This is a genomic window from Acidiphilium cryptum JF-5, from assembly GCF_000016725.1.
GTDB classification, from domain to species: Bacteria; Pseudomonadota; Alphaproteobacteria; order Acetobacterales; family Acetobacteraceae; genus Acidiphilium; species Acidiphilium multivorum.
In genome coordinates, this window is sequence record NC_009484.1 from 839,246 (window position 1) to 856,722 (window position 17,477).

The window sequence follows — 17,477 nt, forward strand, 5'->3', positions numbered from 1 at the left end:
ATTTCGACCATGGCCGGGCCATGTTGCCCGGCTATCCGGATGGTGCGTACGAATGGAGGACCACAGCATGCAACAGATCCTTTCGACCCGCGCGCTCCGGCGTGCCGGCCTTGGCGTGGCGGTGATCGCCTCGGCGCTGGCGCTCGCCGGTTGCACCAATCCCTATGATCCGGGCCAGCGCGCTCTCGGCGGCGCCGCGATCGGCGCCGGCGCCGGTGCCGCGATCGGTGCCGCGACCGGCGGCAGCCCGGCAACCGGCGCGCTGATCGGTGGTGCCGTGGGGGCCGCGGGCGGCGCGCTGACAACCCCGTCCCCGCCGCCGCCGCCGCCCGGCTATTACCGCAACGGCCAACCGGGATATGGCCAGGGCGGATACGATCGCCAGTACTACAATTCCGGCCGTCGCCCCGAGGACCGGCGCGACATGAACCGGTACCCCGACCAGCAGCAAGGCGGCTATTACGGCAACGGCTATCCCGGCGGATCGTATCAGCAGGGCGGCCAATACCAGTATCAGAACGGCAACCAGGGCGGCCCCTATCAGGGAAGCCCGTATGATCAGGGCAATGGCTACCCGAACGGCCAGTATTAGGGCAATTTTCCGATCCTGTTGGATCGGATGATGCACTGGTGTCCTGCGCCTGAAATTCGTGGGTGAATTTCAGATTCGGGACACTAGCGGCATGCGCCGGCCCGGTTACTCGTCGGCGTAGGGGTTCTTGGTGCCGCGCAACGCGAGGCGGATCGGCGTGCCTTCGAGGCCGAACCGCTCGCGCAGCGAATTGACGAGGTAGCGCTGGTAGCTGTCGGGCGTGAGTTCCGCCCTGGTGCCGAACACCGCGAAGCTGGGCGGCCGCGCCTTGACCTGGGTGATATAGCGCAGCTTGAGCCGGCGCCCCTCGACCAGCGGCGGCGGGAAGCGTTCCAGCGCGCCCTCGAACCAGCGGTTGAGTGCGGAGGTGGTGACCCGCGTGTTCCAGATGCGGTCCGCCTCGCGCACCGCCGGCAGCAGTTTCTTGACACCCTCGCCGGTCTCGCCCGAGAGCGGCACCAGCGTGATCCCCTTCATCTGCGAGAGCGAGTGTTCCAGCCGTTCGAGAATCGCGCGGCGGGTGCGGTCGCGGTCTTCCACCAGGTCCCACTTGGTCAGCGCGATGACGCAGGCGCGGCCCTCGCGCTCGATCAGCCGGGCAATGGTGAAATCCTGGTCGTGCAGCCCCTCATGCGCATCGATCGCGAGCACCACCGTATCGGCGAATTTCAGCGCCTCGATCGTCGATGAGGTGGAGAGTTTCTCCAGCCCCGCCTCGACCCGCGCGCGCCGGCGCAGCCCGGCGGTGTCGAACAGCCGGTAGCGCCGCCCGGCCGAATCGGTCAGTTCGGCGGCGATCGCATCGCGGGTCAGGCCGGGTTCCGGGCCGGTGATCACCCGCTGCTCGCCCAGCAGCCGGTTCATCAGGGTCGACTTTCCGGCATTCGGCCGCCCGACGATGGCGAGGTGCATCGGCCGTTCGCCATCCTCATCCTCCGCCTCGTCCGTCTCGGGCAGCGCCTCGATGATGCGGTCGATCAGGTCGGACACGCCCTCGTTATGCTCGGCGGATACCGCCACCGGCTCGCCGAGGCCGAGTTCATAGGCCTCCAGCGCCGCGTTGCTGCCGCCGCGCCCCTCCGCCTTGTTGGCGACGACGATCACCGGCTTGCCCGCCCGGCGCAGCCAGGCGGCGAAATGCCGGTCCTCCGGCAGCAGGCCGGCGCGGGCGTCGAACACGAACAGCACGAGATCCGCCTCGTCCACCGCCGTCCCGGTCGAGGCGCGCATCCGGCCCGGCAGCGTGTCCGGCGGCGCTTCCTCAAGCCCCGCGGTGTCGATCAGCTGCACCTTCACCCCGGCAAGCTCGCCCCAGGCTTCCTTGCGGTCGCGCGTGACCCCCGGCTCGTCGGCGACGAGCGCGATACGCTTGCCCGCCAACCGGTTGAACAGGGTGGATTTGCCGACATTCGGCCGCCCGCAGATCGCGACCCGCGGGGTGCGGGCAGGGGAGGTGGTCATCGATAGGCGGTCAGCACCGCGTTGCGGGTCAGCGCGAACAGCGTTCCCGCGGCGGCGATCGGGGCAAGATCGGCCTCTCCGTCGAGCGCGAGGCCGGCGGCGAGCGGAGTGGTCAGCCGGCCCGTCGCGGCATCGACCACGATCATCCGCTTGTCGGAACCGGTCAGGACCAGGCCGGCGCCGGCGGCGAGCGGGCCATGCCACGAAATCGGCTGCTTGTGCCGCTTCGGATCGCCATAGGCCGGCAGTTCGGTCACCCACGCGACGGCGCCGTCAGCGACATGGATCGCGGCGAGGCGCTGGTTTTCCGTCAGCAGGAACAGCCAGTCGCCGGCGACGGCCGGGGTCTCGCTGCCGCCCGCGCTGATCCCCCAGATGCGCCGTCCCGAATGCAAGTCGAACGCGACGGTGGTGCCCGCGAGGCCGGTGGCGATCGCCAGACCCCCGGCGATCACAGGGCTCGCCACGATGCTGGACACGTCGAGCGGATTGGTCTGGTCATACCCGGCCGCGAGGCTCTGCTCCCAGACGGCGGAGCCGCCGGTCGCGTTCACGCCGGCGAACACGCCCGAGCCGAAACCGGCGACGACGATGCCATCCTGATAGGCCGGCGTGCCGGCGCCGAACATCGAGCCGCCCGAGCCGTTGCCGGTGGGGAAGCGCCAGGCAAAGTCGCCGGTCTTCGCATCGAAGGCCTGCAGCGTGTCGTCGAGCATGATGACGAAGATCAGCCCGCCGCCAAGGCCTGGCGCCGAGCGGAACGGCTGGTCGAGCGTCTTGGTCCAGCGCGGCTTGCCGCTGGCCGGATCGAGGGCCAGGAGCTGGCTGAAGCCGGACGCGACGTAGAGCGTGGTGCCGTCCGCCGCCAGCCCGCCGCCATAGGCGAAGCTGTTGTCGTGCTTCGGGCGCATGGGGTGGCGCCAGAGCCGCTGGCCGCTGGCGATCGAATGGGCTTCGACCACGCCAAGCGCATCCATCGTGAACACGCGCCCGCCGGCGGCGACCGGGGCGGCGTGCAGCGTGCGGCGATAGGTGGCTCCGGCGCCGACATCCCGGCGCCATGCCATGGTCAGCCGCGCGGGCAGGGCGCTGACGCCGGCATCATGCGCGGCATTGGCGCCCGCCTGTCCCCAGACCGCGTGGCTGCGCGGCGCCGGCAGCGTCACCGCGGGCGCGCCGCTGGAGACGGAAAGCGGATTGTGCGGCGGCAGGACCGGGATTTTGCGGCCGGGAACCGGCGGCTTCACTGCCTTCGAAAACAGGCTGCATCCGGTGAGCAGCGCCATCGAGGAGAGCAGCGCGCCGCGCCGCCCGAGAGTGGAAAGGGCGCGAAGGTCGGTCATGGTGCGGCTTGTCATCCGTTCAGTTTCGCGATCAGGCCCTGGGCGAGGTTCCGCAGGTTGGGCGGCGAGGCGGGATCGGCGCTCACCTCTTCGAGCAGGCCATGCGCCGACTTCGTCTTGCCGGCCTTCATGTCGAGCAGGGCGAGGTCGAGCTGCGCGAGCGGCTGCCACGGGTTGCCCGGCTTGTTGAGGGTCGCGAGCCGGGCACGCACATCGGCATCCGGTTTCACGCCCATCTCGTGCTGGGCGAGGAGGAGGAGCGCGAGATCGTGGACCGGCGGCGTGGCGCCGCTGTTGGGCGCCGCGACCGCCGCCCAGAGCTGGCCCGCCGTCTTGAGGTCGCCGGCCTGGGCGTAGAGCGCGGCGGCGCGCAGCCGGGCGAGGTTGGCATAGCCGGCGGGGGCGGTGCCGGCGAAATCGACCAGCCGTTTCGCATCGCCAATGTCGCCCGATTTGGTCAGCCCGGCTTCCTGCTGGCCGATCTGGCTGGTCAGGGTCACGTAGCGGTCCGCCGCCTTCAGGTCCTGCTGATGGCGATGCCATTGCCACGCCTTCCAGCCGCCGATCGCGAGCAGCACGAAGGCGGCCGCCCCGGCCAGCGCGCCGGCATAGCGCATGAGGAACTCGCGGGTGCGCTCGGCACGCAGGTCTTCGGCAACTTCGTCGAAAATATCGGGCACGCTGGCTCTCGCTCGTTTCGCGCAGGGGGCGGGGCCGCCACGCGCAGAGTGGATCGGGTCGGTCGGGCGGACCATAGCCGCGCGCGGGGCGTTGGGCAACGTAACCAGGTCTTCATTTTTTCATGCCATTCTACCGCCGATGCGACGAATGCTTGCCCTGTTCTGTGTGATCCCGCTTGCCGGTTGCGGTATCGGCACTGGCGCGACCGTGGCCGCCAACGTGGTCACGCTGACCACGATCCATCGGACGGTGCCGGATGCGGTAGTGTCTCTGATATCCGGACGCAACTGCTCGATGGTCCGGCTCGACGAGCAGAAGAGCTACTGCGTGCCGAAATACGTGCCGCCGCCGCCGCCGCCCTATTGCACGCAGACGCTCGGGGATCCCGAGTGCTGGGCCGATCCGGAAAAGCTGCCCGATCACGCGCCGCAGATCGCCGAAGGTCCCTACAAGCTGACGACCCCCGCGCAGATCGCCAGCGCCGAGGGTCGTTGGCCCTGACATTGCGACCCGGGACTCCGGGTCCGCCGCTTCCCGGAACCGGTGCGGCGCAACGGGCGGAGTCCAAGCCCGATCGACCTTGCTGCATCCATCACGCCGAAACAACAAACGCCGCCCGTGAGGGCGGCGTTTGCCAGTTTTGGCCGGTCGTGCCGGTTCAGTTTTCGCTCTGAGCCTGCTGGTTGCGGCGGCGGATGGCGGCACCGAGGATGTCGCCGAGCGAGGCGCCCGAGTCGGAGGAGCCGTAATCGGCCATGGCCTGCTTCTCCTCGTCGATCTCCTTGCCCTTGACCGTGAGCTGCAGCTTGCGCGCGGCGCGGTCGACGGCGGTGATCTTGGCGTCGATCTTCTCGCCGACGGCGAACTTCTCCGGCCGCTGGTCCGACTTGTCGCGCGCCAGCTCGGCGCGGCGGATGAAGCCGGTGAGCACGTCGTCCACCTTCACCTCGAGCCCGTTCGACTGCACGGCGGTGATCACGCAGGTCACGATCATGCCCTTGTGGACACGGTCGAGCACGCCGGCGGCGGGATCTTCCTCGAGCTGCTTCACGCCGAGGCTGATGCGCTCCTTCTCGACATCGACGTCGAGAACCTTCGCCTTGACCATCTCGCCCTTGTTGAACTTGGCCATGGCGAGTTCGCCCGGCTCGTCCCAGGACAGGTCGGACATGTGGACCATGCCGTCGATGTCAGGCGCGAGGCCGATGAACAGGCCGAACTCGGTGATGTTGCGGATCTCGCCCTCGACGATCGAGCCGACGGGGTGTTCGTCGAGGAACTGTTCCCACGGGTTGCGCTGGACCTGCTTGAGGCCGAGCGAGATGCGGCGCTTGCCGGCATCCACGTCGAGCACCATGACCTCGACTTCCTGGCTCGTCGCCACGATCTTGCCCGGATGCGCGTTCTTCTTGGTCCACGACATCTCGGAGACGTGCACGAGACCCTCGACGCCCGGCTCCAGCTCCACGAAGGCGCCGTAGTCGGTGATGTTGGTGACCCGGCCGGTGACCTTGATTCCCGGCGGATACTTGACGTCCACACCTTCCCACGGATCGGTCTCGAGCTGCTTCATGCCGAGGCTGATGCGCTGGGTGTCGGGGTTGAAGCGGATCACCTGCACGCGCACCGGCTGGCCGATGGTCAGCGCCTCGGCCGGGTGGTTGATGCGGCGCCAGGCGATGTCGGTCACATGCAGCAGGCCATCGACGCCGCCGAGATCGACGAACGCGCCGTAATCGGTGATGTTCTTGACCACACCGTCGAGGATCTGGCCTTCCTTGAGGCCCTGGATCAGCTCGCTGCGCTGTTCCGCCCGGGTTTCCTCGAGCACCGCGCGGCGCGAGACCACGATGTTGCCGCGCGCGCGGTCCATCTTGAGGATCTGGAACGGCTGCTGCACGCCCATCAGCGGGGTGACGTCGCGCACCGGGCGGATATCGACCTGGCTGCCCGGCAGGAACGCGGTGGCGCCGCCGAGATCGACGGTGAAGCCGCCCTTGACGCGGCCGTGGATCACGCCGTTGACCCGCGCCTGCTGCTCATAGGCGCGCTCCAGCGCCGTCCAGGCCTCTTCGCGCCGCGCCTTCTCGCGCGACAGGACGATCGAGCCGTCCTTGTCCTCGTAGCGCTCGATATAGAGGTCGAACGTGTCGCCGGACTTGATCTCCTGCGCGCCGAATTCCTTCAGCGGCACGCGACCTTCGCTCTTCAGCCCGACATCGACGACGACGTAATCGTCATCGATCCGCGAGACCCGGCCGGAAACGACCGAGCCCTCGAAGCCGGTATTGCTGCCGAGCGTGCTGTCGAGCAGCGCGGCGAAGTCCTCTGTACCGGTGGTGTGATCAGCGCCCTGCGAGCGCATGGCAGTTGCGGTTGAACCCATGAAGCGGTTTAAATCCTTGAAACGAGGCCAAAAAGCGGCCGGTTTGGTTTGCGCGCCACGCCGTATGTCCGATCATCGTGGCCACGTCTGCCCGGCTTTGCCGGGTGGGGTTGAGGGGTATCGCCTGGCCGCATCCGCCGGAAAGGGACGCCGCAATGACGACAGGCCGCATGCACCTCGCCCGCGGCTGTGGCCGGGGATAGGCCTTTTTACCTTGTTTTGCAAGCATTCCGGCGCGATTCCACGGTCCCGCCGCGGCCGGAGGCTTCGCGCCGCCGAATGACATGCTATAAGCCCGCCCCGATGACGCACTCGCAGACTCCGGCTCGGCCGGCCCCGTTCCTTCCCCCGCAGGCGCGGAAGCGCCCGCGACGCGCCGGCGCGCTGTCGGCCCTGGTCCTGCTGATGCCGCTGGCTCTGGGCGGCTGCGGCCTGTTCGGCGGCGGAGCCAAGACCGGCACCTCTAGCGGTCACGACGGCGCGGACAAGACCTTGTCCAAGCCGCTCAAGCCGGCTTCGGCCCTCTATGCCGACGGCATCGCCTATCTCCACAAGGGCGAGAACAAGAAGGCGGCGCGGACCTTCGGCGAGATCGAGGTCAACTACCCCTATTCGACCTGGGCGAGCCATGCCGAACTGCTGCAGGGCTACGCGGAATACCGCGAGCAGAATTTCGATTCGGCGGTCAGCGCGCTCAACCGGTTCATCGAGCTCCATCCGGCCAGCCCGGAAGCCGCCTACGCCTATTATCTGAAGGCGCTCTGCTTCTACGAGCAGATCGAGGACGTGCAGCGCGACCAGACCTTCACCCTCGAGGCCGCGCAGGCCCTGCAGGACGTGATCTCGCGCTTCCCCGACAGCGCCTATGCGCGCGATGCGCGGATCAAGCTCCGGCTGGTCGAGAATCGCCTAGCCGGGCACCAGATGGAGGTCGGCCGGTTCTACCAGCGGCAGAATCTCTATGCCGCCGCGATCAGCCGCTACCAGGTCGTGGTCCAGCAATACCAGACGACGACCTTCGTCCCCGAGGCGCTCGACCGGCTGGTGGAGTGCTATCTCGATCTCGGGCTGGTCAAGGAAGCGCGCCGGAATGCCGCCGTGCTCGGCTACAACTATCCCGGCTCGCGGTGGTACCGGAATGCCTATGCCACGCTCCGCAGCCACGGGCTTCTGAACGGTGCGGTGAAGCCGAAGGCCTCGGGCGGGTTCCTTTTCGGCCTGCTCTGAACGGAGGCGCGCCGGGGTCATGCTCACAGCGCTCTCCATCCGCGACGTGATCCTGATCGACCGGCTCGATATCGGCTTCGAGCCCGGGCTGACCGTCTTCACCGGCGAGACCGGCGCGGGCAAGTCGATCCTGCTCGATTCGCTCGGCCTCGCGCTCGGCGACCGTGCCGATGCCGGACTGGTGCGGGCCGAGGCGAAACAGGCGGTCGTCACCGCGTCGTTCGCCGTGGCCGCCGGCCATCCGGCGCAGGCCCTGCTGGCCGACCAGGGAATCGACGCCGGCGATGAAATCCTGCTGCGACGGATCCTGACGCGCGACGGCAAGTCACGCGCCCTGGTGAACGACCAGCCGGTCAGCGTCGCCCTGCTGCGCCGGGCTGCCGACCTGCTGATCGAGATCCAGGGCCAGCATGCCCAGATCGGGCTGACCGATCCGGCGACCCAGCGCGACATGCTGGACGAATTCGGCGTCGATCCGGCCTTGCGCGAGACCGTCGCCTCGCTGTTCGCCTCCTGGCGCGCCGCCGAGGCTGCCCGGGCGGATGCCGAGGCGGCGCTCGAATCGGCGCGGCGGGACGAGGATTTCCTGCGCCACGCGGTCGAGGAACTCTCCGCCCTGGCGCCGCGCGCGGGGGAGGACGAGGAACTCGCGGCCGCAAGGCAGCATCTTCAGGGCGCCGAGCGGCGGGCCGAGGCGATCGGCAGCGCGCTTGCCGAACTCACCCCGCGCGAGCGCCGCTCCGCCGGCCCCGCGGCAACGCTGCGCGCCGCCGCCCGCGCGCTCGCCCGCATCGCGGAGGCCGATCAGGGGCCGTCCATTGGCCAGGCGCTGGCCGCGATCGAACGGGCCGAGGAAGCGCTGGCCGAGGCCGAAACCCTGCTCTCCCGCGCCGTCTCCGAGGCCGAGGCGGACCCGCGCGGCCTCGAAGCGATCGAGGAGCGGCTGTTCGCCCTGCGCGGCATGGCGCGCAAGCACGCGGTTCCGGTCGTCGAACTGCCGGCGCTGCTGGAAACCTTCGCCGCCCGGCTCGCGACGCTCGATGCCGGCACCGAGGAACTCGCCCGCGCCGAGGCTGCGAGCCGTGCCGCCCGCACCGCCTATCGCGAGGCGGCCGCCACCCTCAGCAAGGCCCGCGGCGCGGCGGCGGAACGGCTGGCCGCCGCGGTGGCGCGGGAACTCGCGCCGCTCAAGCTCGACCGCGCGCGATTCGTCGTCGCCCGCACCGACCTGCCGGAGGCGCAATGGAACGCGCGCGGCGCGGACGCCGTGCGCTTCCTCGTCGCGACCAATCCGGGCAGCGCGCCCGGCCCGCTCGACAAGGTGGCGTCCGGCGGCGAACTCTCGCGCCTGCTGCTGGCGCTCAACGTCGTGCTCGCCGGCGAATCGCCGGTCGGCGCGCTGATTTTCGACGAGGTGGACAGCGGTATCGGCGGCGCTACCGCGGCCGCGGTGGGCGAACGCCTCGCCCGGATCGCCCGCGAGACGCAGGTTCTCGTGGTAACCCATTCGCCGCAGGTCGCCGCCCGCGCCGATACGCATTTCCAGGTCAGCAAGGCCAGCGCCCGCGACCGGACGCGGACCACCGTCACACGACTCGATCCGACCGCGCGCCAGGAGGAAATCGCCCGCATGCTCGCCGGGGAAACCATCACCGACGCCGCCCGAGACGCGGCGCGCAGCCTCATGGCCGGATCGTGACGAGTCCCGCGAGCGGCGTGCCGGAACCGGCGGACCCGAAGGCGCGGCTGGCCGAACTGGTCGAGCGGCTCGCCGCCGCCGATGCCGCCTATTATCGCGACGATGCGCCGATCATGGACGATGCGGCCTATGACGCGCTGCGCCGCGAAGCCGAGTCCCTGCGGGCCGCGCATCCCGATCTCGCCGCCGCACTCGACCAGGTCGGCGCGGCCCCGTCGGGCGCGTTCGGCAAGGTGCGCCACCGCCTTCCCATGCTCTCGCTCGACAATGTGTTCGAGCCGGCGGATTTCGTCGAGTTCTGCGCCAGCATCCGCCGCTTTCTCGGCCTCGGCGCGGCACCGCTCGCCTTCGTCGCCGAACCGAAGATCGACGGCCTGTCGATCTCGCTGACCTACGAGAACCGCCGTTTCGTGCGCGGCGCGACGCGCGGCGACGGCACCGAGGGCGAGGACGTCACCGAAAATCTCCGCACGCTGCGCGAACTCCCCGCAACCCTGCCGGACGACGCGCCGGATTTCATCGAGATCCGCGGCGAGGTCTACATGACCAAGACGGATTTCATCACCCTCAACCAGGGGCAGGCCCGCCAGTTCGCCAATCCGCGCAACGCGGCGGCCGGCAGCCTGCGCCAGCTCGATCCCGCGGTGACCGCATCCCGCCGGCTTTCGCTCTTCGCCTATGCGCGGGGCGCCGCGAGCCAGGCGGTGGGCGAGACCCATTGGGACTATCTCGCGATCCTGCGCCGCTGGGGCTTCCCGGTGAACCCGCTGGCGGAGCGGGTGAGCGAGGCGGGCGCGGAACCCTTCCAGCGCTCGATCGGCGAGCGCCGGGCCGGGCTCGATTACGATATCGACGGCGTCGTCTATAAAATCGACGATCTGGCGCTGCAGGAGCGCCTCGGCTTCGCCGGCCGCGCGCCGCGCTGGGCGGTGGCCTGGAAATTCCCCGCCGAGCGGGCGCTGACCACCCTGCTCGGGATCGACATCCAGGTTGGCCGCACCGGCGCGCTCACCCCGCGCGCCCGGCTCGATCCGGTGAATGTCGGCGGCGTGCTGGTCAGCCACGCGACGCTGCACAACGAGGACGAGATCGCCCGCAAGGATGTGCGGATCGGCGACACCGTGGAGCTCCAGCGCGCCGGCGACGTGATCCCGCAGATCCTCCGCGCCCTGCCCGAGCGCCGCCCGGCCGACTCGGTGCCCTTCGTCTTCCCCGATCACTGCCCTGTCTGCGGCGCGCTGGCGATTCGCCCGGCCGGCGAGGTGGTGCGCCGCTGCACTGGCGGGCTGAGCTGCCCGGCCCAGGTGGTCGAGCGCCTGATCCATTTCTGCTCGCGCCTCGCCTTCGACATCGAGGGCATGGGCGAAAAGACGGTCCAGGAGTTCCACGGCCTCGGCTGGCTCGAAAGCCCGGCGGACATTTTTACCCTCCGCGACCGCGAGGCCGCGATCGCGGCGCTGGAGGGCTGGGGCGAGGTCTCGGCGCGCAAGCTGATCGCCGCGATCGACGCCCGCCGGCGGATTTCCCTCGCGCGCTTCATCTACGCGCTCGGCATAAGGCGGATCGGCGAGCAGAACGCGAAGCTGCTGGCGCGGCACTATTCGTCCTATGCCGTGTGGCGGCGGCAGATGGAGGAGGCGGGCGTGATCGGTTCCGACGCGCGGCTGGAACTCGGCTCGATTTCCGGGATCGGCCCATCGATCGCCGAGGAACTCGCCGGTTTCTTCGCCGAACCGCATAACCGCGACCTGCTCGACCGCCTGGTGCCGATGCTGACCATCGAGGACGAGGTCGCGGCGGCGGGCGGGGCGCTCGCCGGCAAGACGATCGTTTTCACCGGCACCCTCGAGTCGCTCACCCGCCCGGAGGCCAAGGCGCGGGCGGAGGCACTGGGGGCCAGGGTGACCGAGTCCGTCTCGAAGAAGACCGACTTCGTGGTGGTGGGCGCGGACGCCGGCTCCAAGGCCGCGAAAGCAGCCAGCCTCGGCGTGACCGTCCTCAGCGAGGCGGAATTCCGATCTCTCGCGGGGCTTCCGCCCGGTTGAACGCCGGCGCGGTCACCGCGTCGGCATTCAAAGCATCCGTCAGTCGTCCCGCTGGATCCGCTCCTGCCGCTCGTGGCGTTCCTGCGCCTCGATCGACAGTGTGGCGATCGGCCGTGCCATCAGCCGTTTCAGGCCGATCGGCTCGCCGGTTTCCTCGCAATAGCCATAAGTGCCGTTTTCGATCCGGGCGAGTGCCTGGTCGATCTTGCCGATCAGCTTGCGGGCGCGGTCCCGGGTGCGCAATTCGAGGGCCCGGTCGGTTTCGACGCTGGCCCGGTCGGTAATGTCGGGTTCGAGAATGCCGCCCTCGGACAGGCTGGCGAGGGTTCCGTTGGCTTCCATCAGCAGGTCGTGCCGCCAGCGAAGCAGCTTCTGGCGGAAAAATTCGACCTGCATCGGATTCATGAACTCTTCATCCTCGCTCGGCGAATAGTCCGGTGCAAGAGTAATTAACATTAATGTCAGTTCCTCCAACGCACGAGCCTCTGATCCAGTCGATGAGAGGCCGCAGGTGGCCGGCTTATAGCCGCGCGGCAATCGGACGCCAAGGCCACGAAGGGAGCAATTCACCGTATGGTCACAACCTTTCGTGGCGGGCGAGTTCCACTCTCGCGCGCAGCCTGATGGCGCCGATGACGGTCTGCAGCGCCGGATCGGCGGGACGGGGCATGTTCTCGATCATCTGGCGCAGCGTGTCGAGATCCGGCCGGGCGCCGCCGAGCAGCGCGGCCTGGAGCGCGGCGAGCGATCCCAGCGTCTGTTCGCCGGCCCTGTGCGCGGCGCGGTCGCGCCGGACCGGTCCGTCCTCGTCCTGCAGGCTGATCAGCCCGGCCATGTCCACCGGCGCGACCGCGATGGCGGCCTGCTGGCTCTGGGTCGTGATCGTGAAGCCGCCGCCTGCCGCAGCGGCGGGACCGGTCCTGCCGCCAATGCCGCCGACCGGCCCGCTGCCGCGCAGCCCTGAAACTCTCGTCATTCAACTCTCCATCCGAAGCCGCCGCCTCACAAAATTTCTGATAGCTGCAAATTGTTAACTTTTTGCTGCGAAAGTCCTGTGCAGTGACCAAAATGATCGCGCCAGGATGACCCGAAATTTCTTTGTAATCTGCTGCAGCGGCCAGCATCGCTGGCGGGCGGTTCTGCTGATCGTCTGGGCGGCGGTCTGCATCCTTGTCCAGTGCATGCGCCCGGCATTTTCCGAGGTCCGGATCAAGGATATCACCGACATACAGGGGATACGAGACAACCAGCTGATCGGCTACGGCCTCGTCGTCGGCCTCAGAGGTACCGGCGACTCGCTGAACAACTCGATCTTCACGCGCCAGTCGCTCATCGGCATGCTCGAACGGCTCGGCGTGAACACGCAGAACCAGGCCCAGAACCTGCAGACCAAGGACATCGCGGCCGTCATGGTCACGGCGAACCTGCCGGCTTTCGCCCATAGCGGCGAGACGATCGACGTCACGGTGTCGGCGATGGGCGATGCGACGGATCTGACCGGCGGCACGCTGCTGGTGACCCCGCTGCTCGGCGCCGATGGCCGGGTCTATGCCGTCGCCCAGGGTTCGCTGGTCACCGGAGCCATCCAGGCCGCGGGGGCGAACGCATCCTTCACGCAGGGCGTGCCTACGGTCGGCCGGATCACGAACGGCGCCATCGTCGAGCGTTCGGTCAGCTTCAAGCTGGCTTCCGAGAAGACGCCGAAACTCGAGCTCCGCAACCCCGATTTCACGACCGCGATGCGTATTTCGCGTGTCATCGACGAGCGTCTTGGTCCGGGGATTGCAACGGTGGACGATCCGCGCACGATCACCCTTGATCTCAAGGGGCGCAATGTCGTCAGCGATCTGGCCGAGATCGAGGATCTGCGCGTTCAGCCGTCTACGCCTGCGGTCGTCGTCGTCGACGAGGCGACCGGCACCATCGTGATGGGTGCGAATGTGCGGATCAGCACCGTCGCCATCGACGAGGGGAACATCACCGTCACGGTGAAGAACACCCCGGTTGTCAGCCAGCCCAATCCGCTCGCCGGCGGCACCACCGTCGCGACATCGCAGACCTCGATTTCCGTGAAGAAGGACAGGGGGAAGAAGATGGATATCGTGCACGGCAATATCAGCCTGCAGCAACTGGTTTCGAGCCTGAATTCGCTGGGTGTCGCACCGCACGACATGATCAGCATCCTCCAGGCGATCAAGGCGGCCGGCGCCCTGCAGGCACGGCTGGTCGTGCAATGACCGTGGGCTCCGTATCCGGTCTGCCTCTCGGTGCGGCGCTCGATTCGCTCACCAAGCCGCAGGCCGCGCCGCTTCCCCGGGCCGGCCAGTCGCCCCAGGGCAGTGCCGAAATCGTGAAGGCCGCCCATCATTTCGAGGCGATGGCGATCGCCCAGCTGCTCAAGCCGATGTTTTCCTCCGTCGGCTCGGCGCAGGCGCCATTCGGCGGCGGCTCGGTCGAGAAATCGTTCCGGCCCTTCTTCATCGACGCGATCGCGAAGTCGATCGAGGCGCGGGGCGGCCTCGGCCTGGCACCGATGATCGAACGCGCGCTCGAGGCCGACCAGCAGAAGGCGAAAATGTCATCCGGCGCGACGTCGCACGGCGCGGCGTCTCCGGCGCCCTCCTCATCGACAGGATCAGGTTCATGAACAACGACACATCACCGGGTAGTGCAATCGAAGCCGCCGAGGCCCTGGCCACGATCCTGGAAGAGGAAAACCGCAGCCTCTCGATTCAGGATTTTGCCGTGAGCGCGGCGCTTGCCGAGGCCAAGCGCGCGGCGATCGGCCGCCTGGAGGCCGCCCTGGATCTCGGCGTCGCCGGAAAACCGCGCGACGGCCGGCGGGTCGAGGCGGTGCAGCAGCGCCTGGACGCGGCGGCGGCGGCCAACGGGAAATTGCTGCGCCAGGCGATCGAGACGCAGCAACGGGTGATCCAGACGGTCATGCAGGCGCTCGATACGAGCCGCGCGGCCGGTGAGCCGTTGCAGCCCTATGGCCAGGAGGGCGCGGCGCGGCCGACCGCCCCCGTCGCGCTCGTCCTGCGGGCCTGATCTCACCGCCGATCTCTGGCCAGATCGGGGTGCCTGTGGCATCCCGGCTCCATGAAGCTGGTGCTGATCACAGAAGCCCCGTTCAAATCCGTGACGGGCGCATCGTTCTACCACCGCCGCCTGCTCGCTGCCTGGGGGGAACTGGGGGGAAGTTCGGAGATTCACGCGCTGGATGCGCCGGTCGCATCGTCATTCGCTGAGCGGATGGATGCCGGGGCGCTCGTGCTTGTGGAAGGTGCGGCCTTCGAATTTGCGCGTGATGCGATTCCCGCGCTGCAGGCGCGCGGGGCGATTGCCCTCATCCACCATCCGACAGCCCTGGAGCCGGGCACGCCGGAGGACCGTCGGCAGGCGCTCAAGGCATTCGAGCGTCAGGTCCTGCCCGGTTTCAGCCGCGTCATCGCCGCGAGCGATCCGATCGCCGACAGGCTGTCGGCCGAATTCGGCGTCATCCGCGAACGGATCACGGTGCTGGTCCCCGGGACCGACCGCTATCCATGCCGGACATTGAGCCCGGTCCCGCCGGACGGCAGCCCCTGCACGCTGCTGGCCCTCGGAACCCTGACATACCGCAAGGGGCACGACATTCTGCTCCGCGCGCTTGCGACGCTGCACGATCTCGACTGGCGGCTGGTCCTGGCGGGAGAGCCGCGCGATCCGGATTATGCCGCGGGGCTCGACCGTCTTTCCGCCGATCTCGGCATTGCCGGGCGCGTTGAACGGCGCGGGCCGCTCACCGGCGGCGCGCTCGATGATGCCTGGTCGGAGGCGGACATGTTCGCGCTGGCGACGCGCTTCGAGGGATTCGGCATGGCGATTGCCGAGGCGATGGCGCGCGGCTTGCCCGTCGCCATCTGCGATGGCGGCGCGGCCGGCCAGCTCGTGCCCACCGGGGCCGGCATCGTCGCCCCGGTTGATGACGTCGCCCAGCTCGGCAAGGCGCTGCGCCGCCTGGTCTTCAGCCCGGCGCTGAGGGCGCAGATGGGCGCCATTGCCTGGAAACATGCTGGCGGCCTGCCGAACTGGCCGGATCAGGCAAGGGCCCTGCGCGCGCTCGCCGGCTGAAACCGCCGGATCGACGATTTCCCGAGGAGCGTCCGGTCAGCCCATGCTTCGGGGCGGTGTCGCCGTCCGGCTATGGGCCAGCAACAGGCCGACCTGCGTGTGAAGGCAGCCGAACGAGAAGGGCTTTCGCAGCATCGCGGTGGGCGCGCTGTCGAACGGCGGTCCGGACGATGTGGTTTCGTCCAGCCCGGTCACGAAAAGAAGGGGCAGTTCGGGGCGGTCGGCGCGCGCGGCAAGGGCCAGTTGCCGTCCATTCATGGCGCCGGGCAGCCCGATATCGGCGATCAGCAGATCGATATCCGGCTCCGCGCGAAGGATCGCGAGGGCGGCTTCCGCGTCCGCGGCCATCCGCACGGAAAATCCCTGTTCGCGGAGCATGTCGGCGAGCAGCGTGCGCAGGCCCGGCTCATCATCGACGACGAGGATGAGGCCGGAGGTTTCGTCCCATCGCATGTCGGGCGCCGGCGCCGGAGCGTCTGATGTTTCTGTGGCGCCGGAAAGCTGGTTGCAGGGAATGAACAGGCTGATCTTCGTGCCCCTGCCGGCCTCGCTGGCAAGTTCGATGTGCCCGCCCGACTGCTTGATGAAACCATACACCATCGACAGGCCGAGCCCGGTGCCCTGGCCTGCGGGCTTGGTGGTGAAGAACGGTTCGAAGACGCGGTCCTTGACCTCGTCCGACATGCCGCAGCCGGTATCCGTGATGGTCAGCCGGACATAGTCGCCTTCCGTGTGCGTCTGGCCGCGGGCGGGTGCTACCAGCGTGGCATTGCTCGCCTCGATCGTGAGCCTGCCGCCTTCCGGCATCGCGTCGCGTGCGTTGATGGCGAGGTTCAGCAGCGCGTTCTCCAGCTGGTTGCGATCGCAGAAGCCGGCGCGGAGATCCGGCGGGTAGAGCGTTTGCACCTCGATGGCCGGCCCCACGGTCCGGTCGATCAGTTCGTGCAGGTCGTCGAGCAGCGTCGCCACCGAGATGGCGGCGGGCGCCAGGGCTTGCCGGCGCGCGAAGGTCAGCAGCCGCTGGGTCAGGCCGGCGGCCCGGCTCGCGGCGCTGCGCGCGCCATCGAGATAGGACATCGCGGACGCGTGGTCGCCCTGCTCGATCCGCGTCGCCAGCATGTCGAGATTGCCAAGAATCCCGGTGAGAAGATTGTTGAAGTCGTGCGAAATGCCGCCCGTCAGCTGGCCGATCGCCTCCATTTTCATCGACTGCCGCAACGCGGTCTCGACCTCCTCGCGCTCGCGCACCTGGTTCGTCGTTTCCGTCAGGGCGGCGTGCACCCCGTCGATCCGGCCGTCGGCGTCGAGAATCGGCGTATAGGACAGGCTGAGCCAGATCTGCTCGGGGCTGTCGCCACGGTCGGACACCAGGCTGTAATCGTGCAGCACCACCGTCTCGCCCGCGTGGACACGGGCGAGAATGTCGCGGATGAAGCGCTTCATGCGCGGGTTCGCCTGCGCCGCCGGCTGCCCGAGGCTGCCCGGATGATGCCGGCCAAGCAGCGCGGCGCAGGCGTCGTTGTAGATCAGGATGCCCTCGGGGCCCCACATTGTCGCGATGGCGATGTCCGAGCGGCAGATCAGCTGCACGGTCCGCCGCCGGATTGCCGACCAGGTATCGATCGGGCCGAGCGGTGTCGCGGCCCAGTCAAAACCGGCGATCATGGCGGGCATGAACGCTTCGGGCGCCGGATCGGTCGCACCGGCCTGCGCCAGCGTCAGCGGGATCGAAGTCTCAGCCACCGTCGGTTGTCTCCAGCCCGCGGCCGGGAACCGGCGTCCCGCGCGGTCACATCATTGCCGTGGCGAGGTCGCCCACCGCCGCTTTTTTGCCCCGTTCCGTCACAAGCCCGGCACTCGCAGTCTGTCGGTAAAACAAGATTTGGTTAAAACTCATACGGACTTGATACATGTCCAATATATGAAT

The 17,477-nt window shown here is 68.6% G+C and carries 16 protein-coding genes; 9 read left to right on the forward strand and 7 right to left on the reverse strand.

The genetic code is table 11. From position 1 onward, the window contains the following. The first annotated feature begins 67 nt into the window (after nt 1-67). The gene (locus ACRY_RS06180) at nt 68-592 is read left to right on the forward strand and encodes a YMGG-like glycine zipper-containing protein (protein WP_011941748.1); all 525 of its coding nucleotides are present in this window, start codon (nt 68-70) and stop codon (nt 590-592) included. Between the two features lie 105 nt (nt 593-697). On the opposite strand, the gene der is transcribed toward ACRY_RS06180, so the two are convergent. The 3 genes from der to ACRY_RS06195 are packed head-to-tail and all read right to left on the reverse strand — an operon-like array spanning nt 698 to nt 4,076. Beyond that, complete coding sequence (gene der / locus ACRY_RS06185; protein WP_007423287.1) at nt 698-2,053, reverse strand: ribosome biogenesis GTPase Der; 1,356 nt, start codon at nt 2,051-2,053, stop codon at nt 698-700. Continuing rightward, nucleotides 2,050-3,396, reverse strand: a complete 1,347-nt coding sequence (locus tag ACRY_RS06190; RefSeq protein WP_231295361.1) for a PQQ-like beta-propeller repeat protein — start codon at nt 3,394-3,396, stop codon at nt 2,050-2,052. The genes der and ACRY_RS06190 overlap by 4 nt, the downstream gene beginning before the upstream one ends. Nucleotides 3,397-3,407: 11 nt before the next feature. Continuing rightward, on the reverse strand, nt 3,408-4,076 hold the full coding sequence (locus ACRY_RS06195) for a tetratricopeptide repeat protein (RefSeq protein ID WP_013639803.1): 669 nt from the start codon (nt 4,074-4,076) through the stop codon (nt 3,408-3,410). A 148-nt stretch (nt 4,077-4,224) separates the two neighbouring features. On the opposite strand from ACRY_RS06195, the gene ACRY_RS06200 reads away from it, so the two are divergent. Further along, entirely contained in the window at nt 4,225-4,578 is a 354-nt protein-coding gene (locus tag ACRY_RS06200) for a hypothetical protein (RefSeq protein WP_013639802.1), read from the forward strand. Nucleotides 4,579-4,735: 157 nt separating this feature from the next. Here the strand turns inward: ACRY_RS06200 and rpsA are convergent, their stop codons facing one another. Next, on the reverse strand, nt 4,736-6,463 hold the full coding sequence (rpsA, locus tag ACRY_RS06205) for a 30S ribosomal protein S1 (protein ID WP_007423283.1): 1,728 nt from the start codon (nt 6,461-6,463) through the stop codon (nt 4,736-4,738). Between the two features lie 279 nt (nt 6,464-6,742). Between rpsA and ACRY_RS06210 the strand changes: the two genes are divergently transcribed. The 3 genes from ACRY_RS06210 to ligA are packed head-to-tail and all read left to right on the forward strand — an operon-like array spanning nt 6,743 to nt 11,434. After that, nucleotides 6,743-7,690, forward strand: coding sequence for an outer membrane protein assembly factor BamD (locus tag ACRY_RS06210; protein WP_011941751.1), 948 nt, complete (start codon nt 6,743-6,745; stop codon nt 7,688-7,690). A gap of 19 nt (nt 7,691-7,709) precedes the next feature. Next, on the forward strand, nt 7,710-9,389 hold the full coding sequence (gene recN / locus ACRY_RS06215; protein ID WP_011941752.1) for a DNA repair protein RecN: 1,680 nt from the start codon (nt 7,710-7,712) through the stop codon (nt 9,387-9,389). Continuing rightward, nucleotides 9,386-11,434, forward strand: coding sequence for an NAD-dependent DNA ligase LigA (gene ligA / locus ACRY_RS06220; RefSeq protein WP_011941753.1), 2,049 nt, complete (start codon nt 9,386-9,388; stop codon nt 11,432-11,434). The genes recN and ligA overlap by 4 nt, the downstream gene beginning before the upstream one ends. 39 nt (nt 11,435-11,473) lie before the next feature. On the opposite strand, the gene dksA is transcribed toward ligA, so the two are convergent. Continuing rightward, on the reverse strand, nt 11,474-11,890 hold the full coding sequence (gene dksA / locus ACRY_RS06225; protein WP_007421674.1) for an RNA polymerase-binding protein DksA: 417 nt from the start codon (nt 11,888-11,890) through the stop codon (nt 11,474-11,476). 121 nt (nt 11,891-12,011) lie between these two features. Beyond that, nucleotides 12,012-12,410 carry a flagellar assembly protein FliX gene (locus tag ACRY_RS06230; RefSeq protein ID WP_011941754.1) on the reverse strand — a complete coding sequence of 133 codons (399 nt, stop codon included), beginning with the start codon at nt 12,408-12,410 and terminating at the stop codon, nt 12,012-12,014. 106 nt (nt 12,411-12,516) lie between these two features. On the opposite strand from ACRY_RS06230, the gene ACRY_RS06235 reads away from it, so the two are divergent. The 4 genes from ACRY_RS06235 to ACRY_RS06250 are packed head-to-tail and all read left to right on the forward strand — an operon-like array spanning nt 12,517 to nt 15,550. After that, nucleotides 12,517-13,671 (forward strand): flagellar basal body P-ring protein FlgI, encoded by a 1,155-nt coding sequence (locus ACRY_RS06235; RefSeq protein WP_011941755.1) that lies wholly within the window; start codon nt 12,517-12,519, stop codon nt 13,669-13,671. Then, the gene (locus tag ACRY_RS06240) at nt 13,668-14,081 is read left to right on the forward strand and encodes a rod-binding protein (protein WP_011941756.1); all 414 of its coding nucleotides are present in this window, start codon (nt 13,668-13,670) and stop codon (nt 14,079-14,081) included. Before ACRY_RS06235 ends, ACRY_RS06240 begins: the two co-directional genes overlap by 4 nt. After that, nucleotides 14,078-14,485 (forward strand): hypothetical protein, encoded by a 408-nt coding sequence (locus ACRY_RS06245; RefSeq protein WP_007421678.1) that lies wholly within the window; start codon nt 14,078-14,080, stop codon nt 14,483-14,485. Before ACRY_RS06240 ends, ACRY_RS06245 begins: the two co-directional genes overlap by 4 nt. A 51-nt stretch (nt 14,486-14,536) precedes the next feature. Then, nucleotides 14,537-15,550: a glycosyltransferase family 4 protein gene (locus tag ACRY_RS06250; protein ID WP_011941757.1), complete on the forward strand. Its 1,014-nt coding sequence runs from the start codon at nt 14,537-14,539 to the stop codon at nt 15,548-15,550. Between the two features lie 36 nt (nt 15,551-15,586). Here ACRY_RS06250 and ACRY_RS06255 read toward each other — a convergent pair whose 3' ends face one another. Next, complete coding sequence (locus tag ACRY_RS06255; protein ID WP_011941758.1) at nt 15,587-17,293, reverse strand: ATP-binding protein; 1,707 nt, start codon at nt 17,291-17,293, stop codon at nt 15,587-15,589. Nucleotides 17,294-17,477 lie beyond the last annotated feature (184 nt).

Excerpts from the sequence above, each read along its gene's own strand:
- recN (WP_011941752.1), top strand. The coding sequence starts at position 7,710 with ATGCTCACAGCGCTCTCCATCCGCGACGTGATCCTGATCGACCGGCTC.
- ACRY_RS06230 (WP_011941754.1), bottom strand. The coding sequence starts at position 12,410 with ATGACGAGAGTTTCAGGGCTGCGCGGCAGCGGGCCGGTCGGCGGCATT.
- rpsA (WP_007423283.1), bottom strand. The coding sequence starts at position 6,463 with ATGGGTTCAACCGCAACTGCCATGCGCTCGCAGGGCGCTGATCACACC.
- ACRY_RS06190 (WP_231295361.1), bottom strand. The coding sequence starts at position 3,396 with ATGACCGACCTTCGCGCCCTTTCCACTCTCGGGCGGCGCGGCGCGCTG.
- ACRY_RS06235 (WP_011941755.1), top strand. The coding sequence starts at position 12,517 with ATGACCCGAAATTTCTTTGTAATCTGCTGCAGCGGCCAGCATCGCTGG.
- ACRY_RS06210 (WP_011941751.1), top strand. The coding sequence starts at position 6,743 with ATGACATGCTATAAGCCCGCCCCGATGACGCACTCGCAGACTCCGGCT.
- dksA (WP_007421674.1), bottom strand. The coding sequence starts at position 11,890 with ATGTTAATTACTCTTGCACCGGACTATTCGCCGAGCGAGGATGAAGAG.
- ACRY_RS06180 (WP_011941748.1), top strand. The coding sequence starts at position 68 with ATGCAACAGATCCTTTCGACCCGCGCGCTCCGGCGTGCCGGCCTTGGC.
- ACRY_RS06240 (WP_011941756.1), top strand. The coding sequence starts at position 13,668 with ATGACCGTGGGCTCCGTATCCGGTCTGCCTCTCGGTGCGGCGCTCGAT.
- ACRY_RS06245 (WP_007421678.1), top strand. The coding sequence starts at position 14,078 with ATGAACAACGACACATCACCGGGTAGTGCAATCGAAGCCGCCGAGGCC.
- der (WP_007423287.1), bottom strand. The coding sequence starts at position 2,053 with ATGACCACCTCCCCTGCCCGCACCCCGCGGGTCGCGATCTGCGGGCGG.
- ACRY_RS06250 (WP_011941757.1), top strand. The coding sequence starts at position 14,537 with ATGAAGCTGGTGCTGATCACAGAAGCCCCGTTCAAATCCGTGACGGGC.
- ACRY_RS06200 (WP_013639802.1), top strand. The coding sequence starts at position 4,225 with ATGCTTGCCCTGTTCTGTGTGATCCCGCTTGCCGGTTGCGGTATCGGC.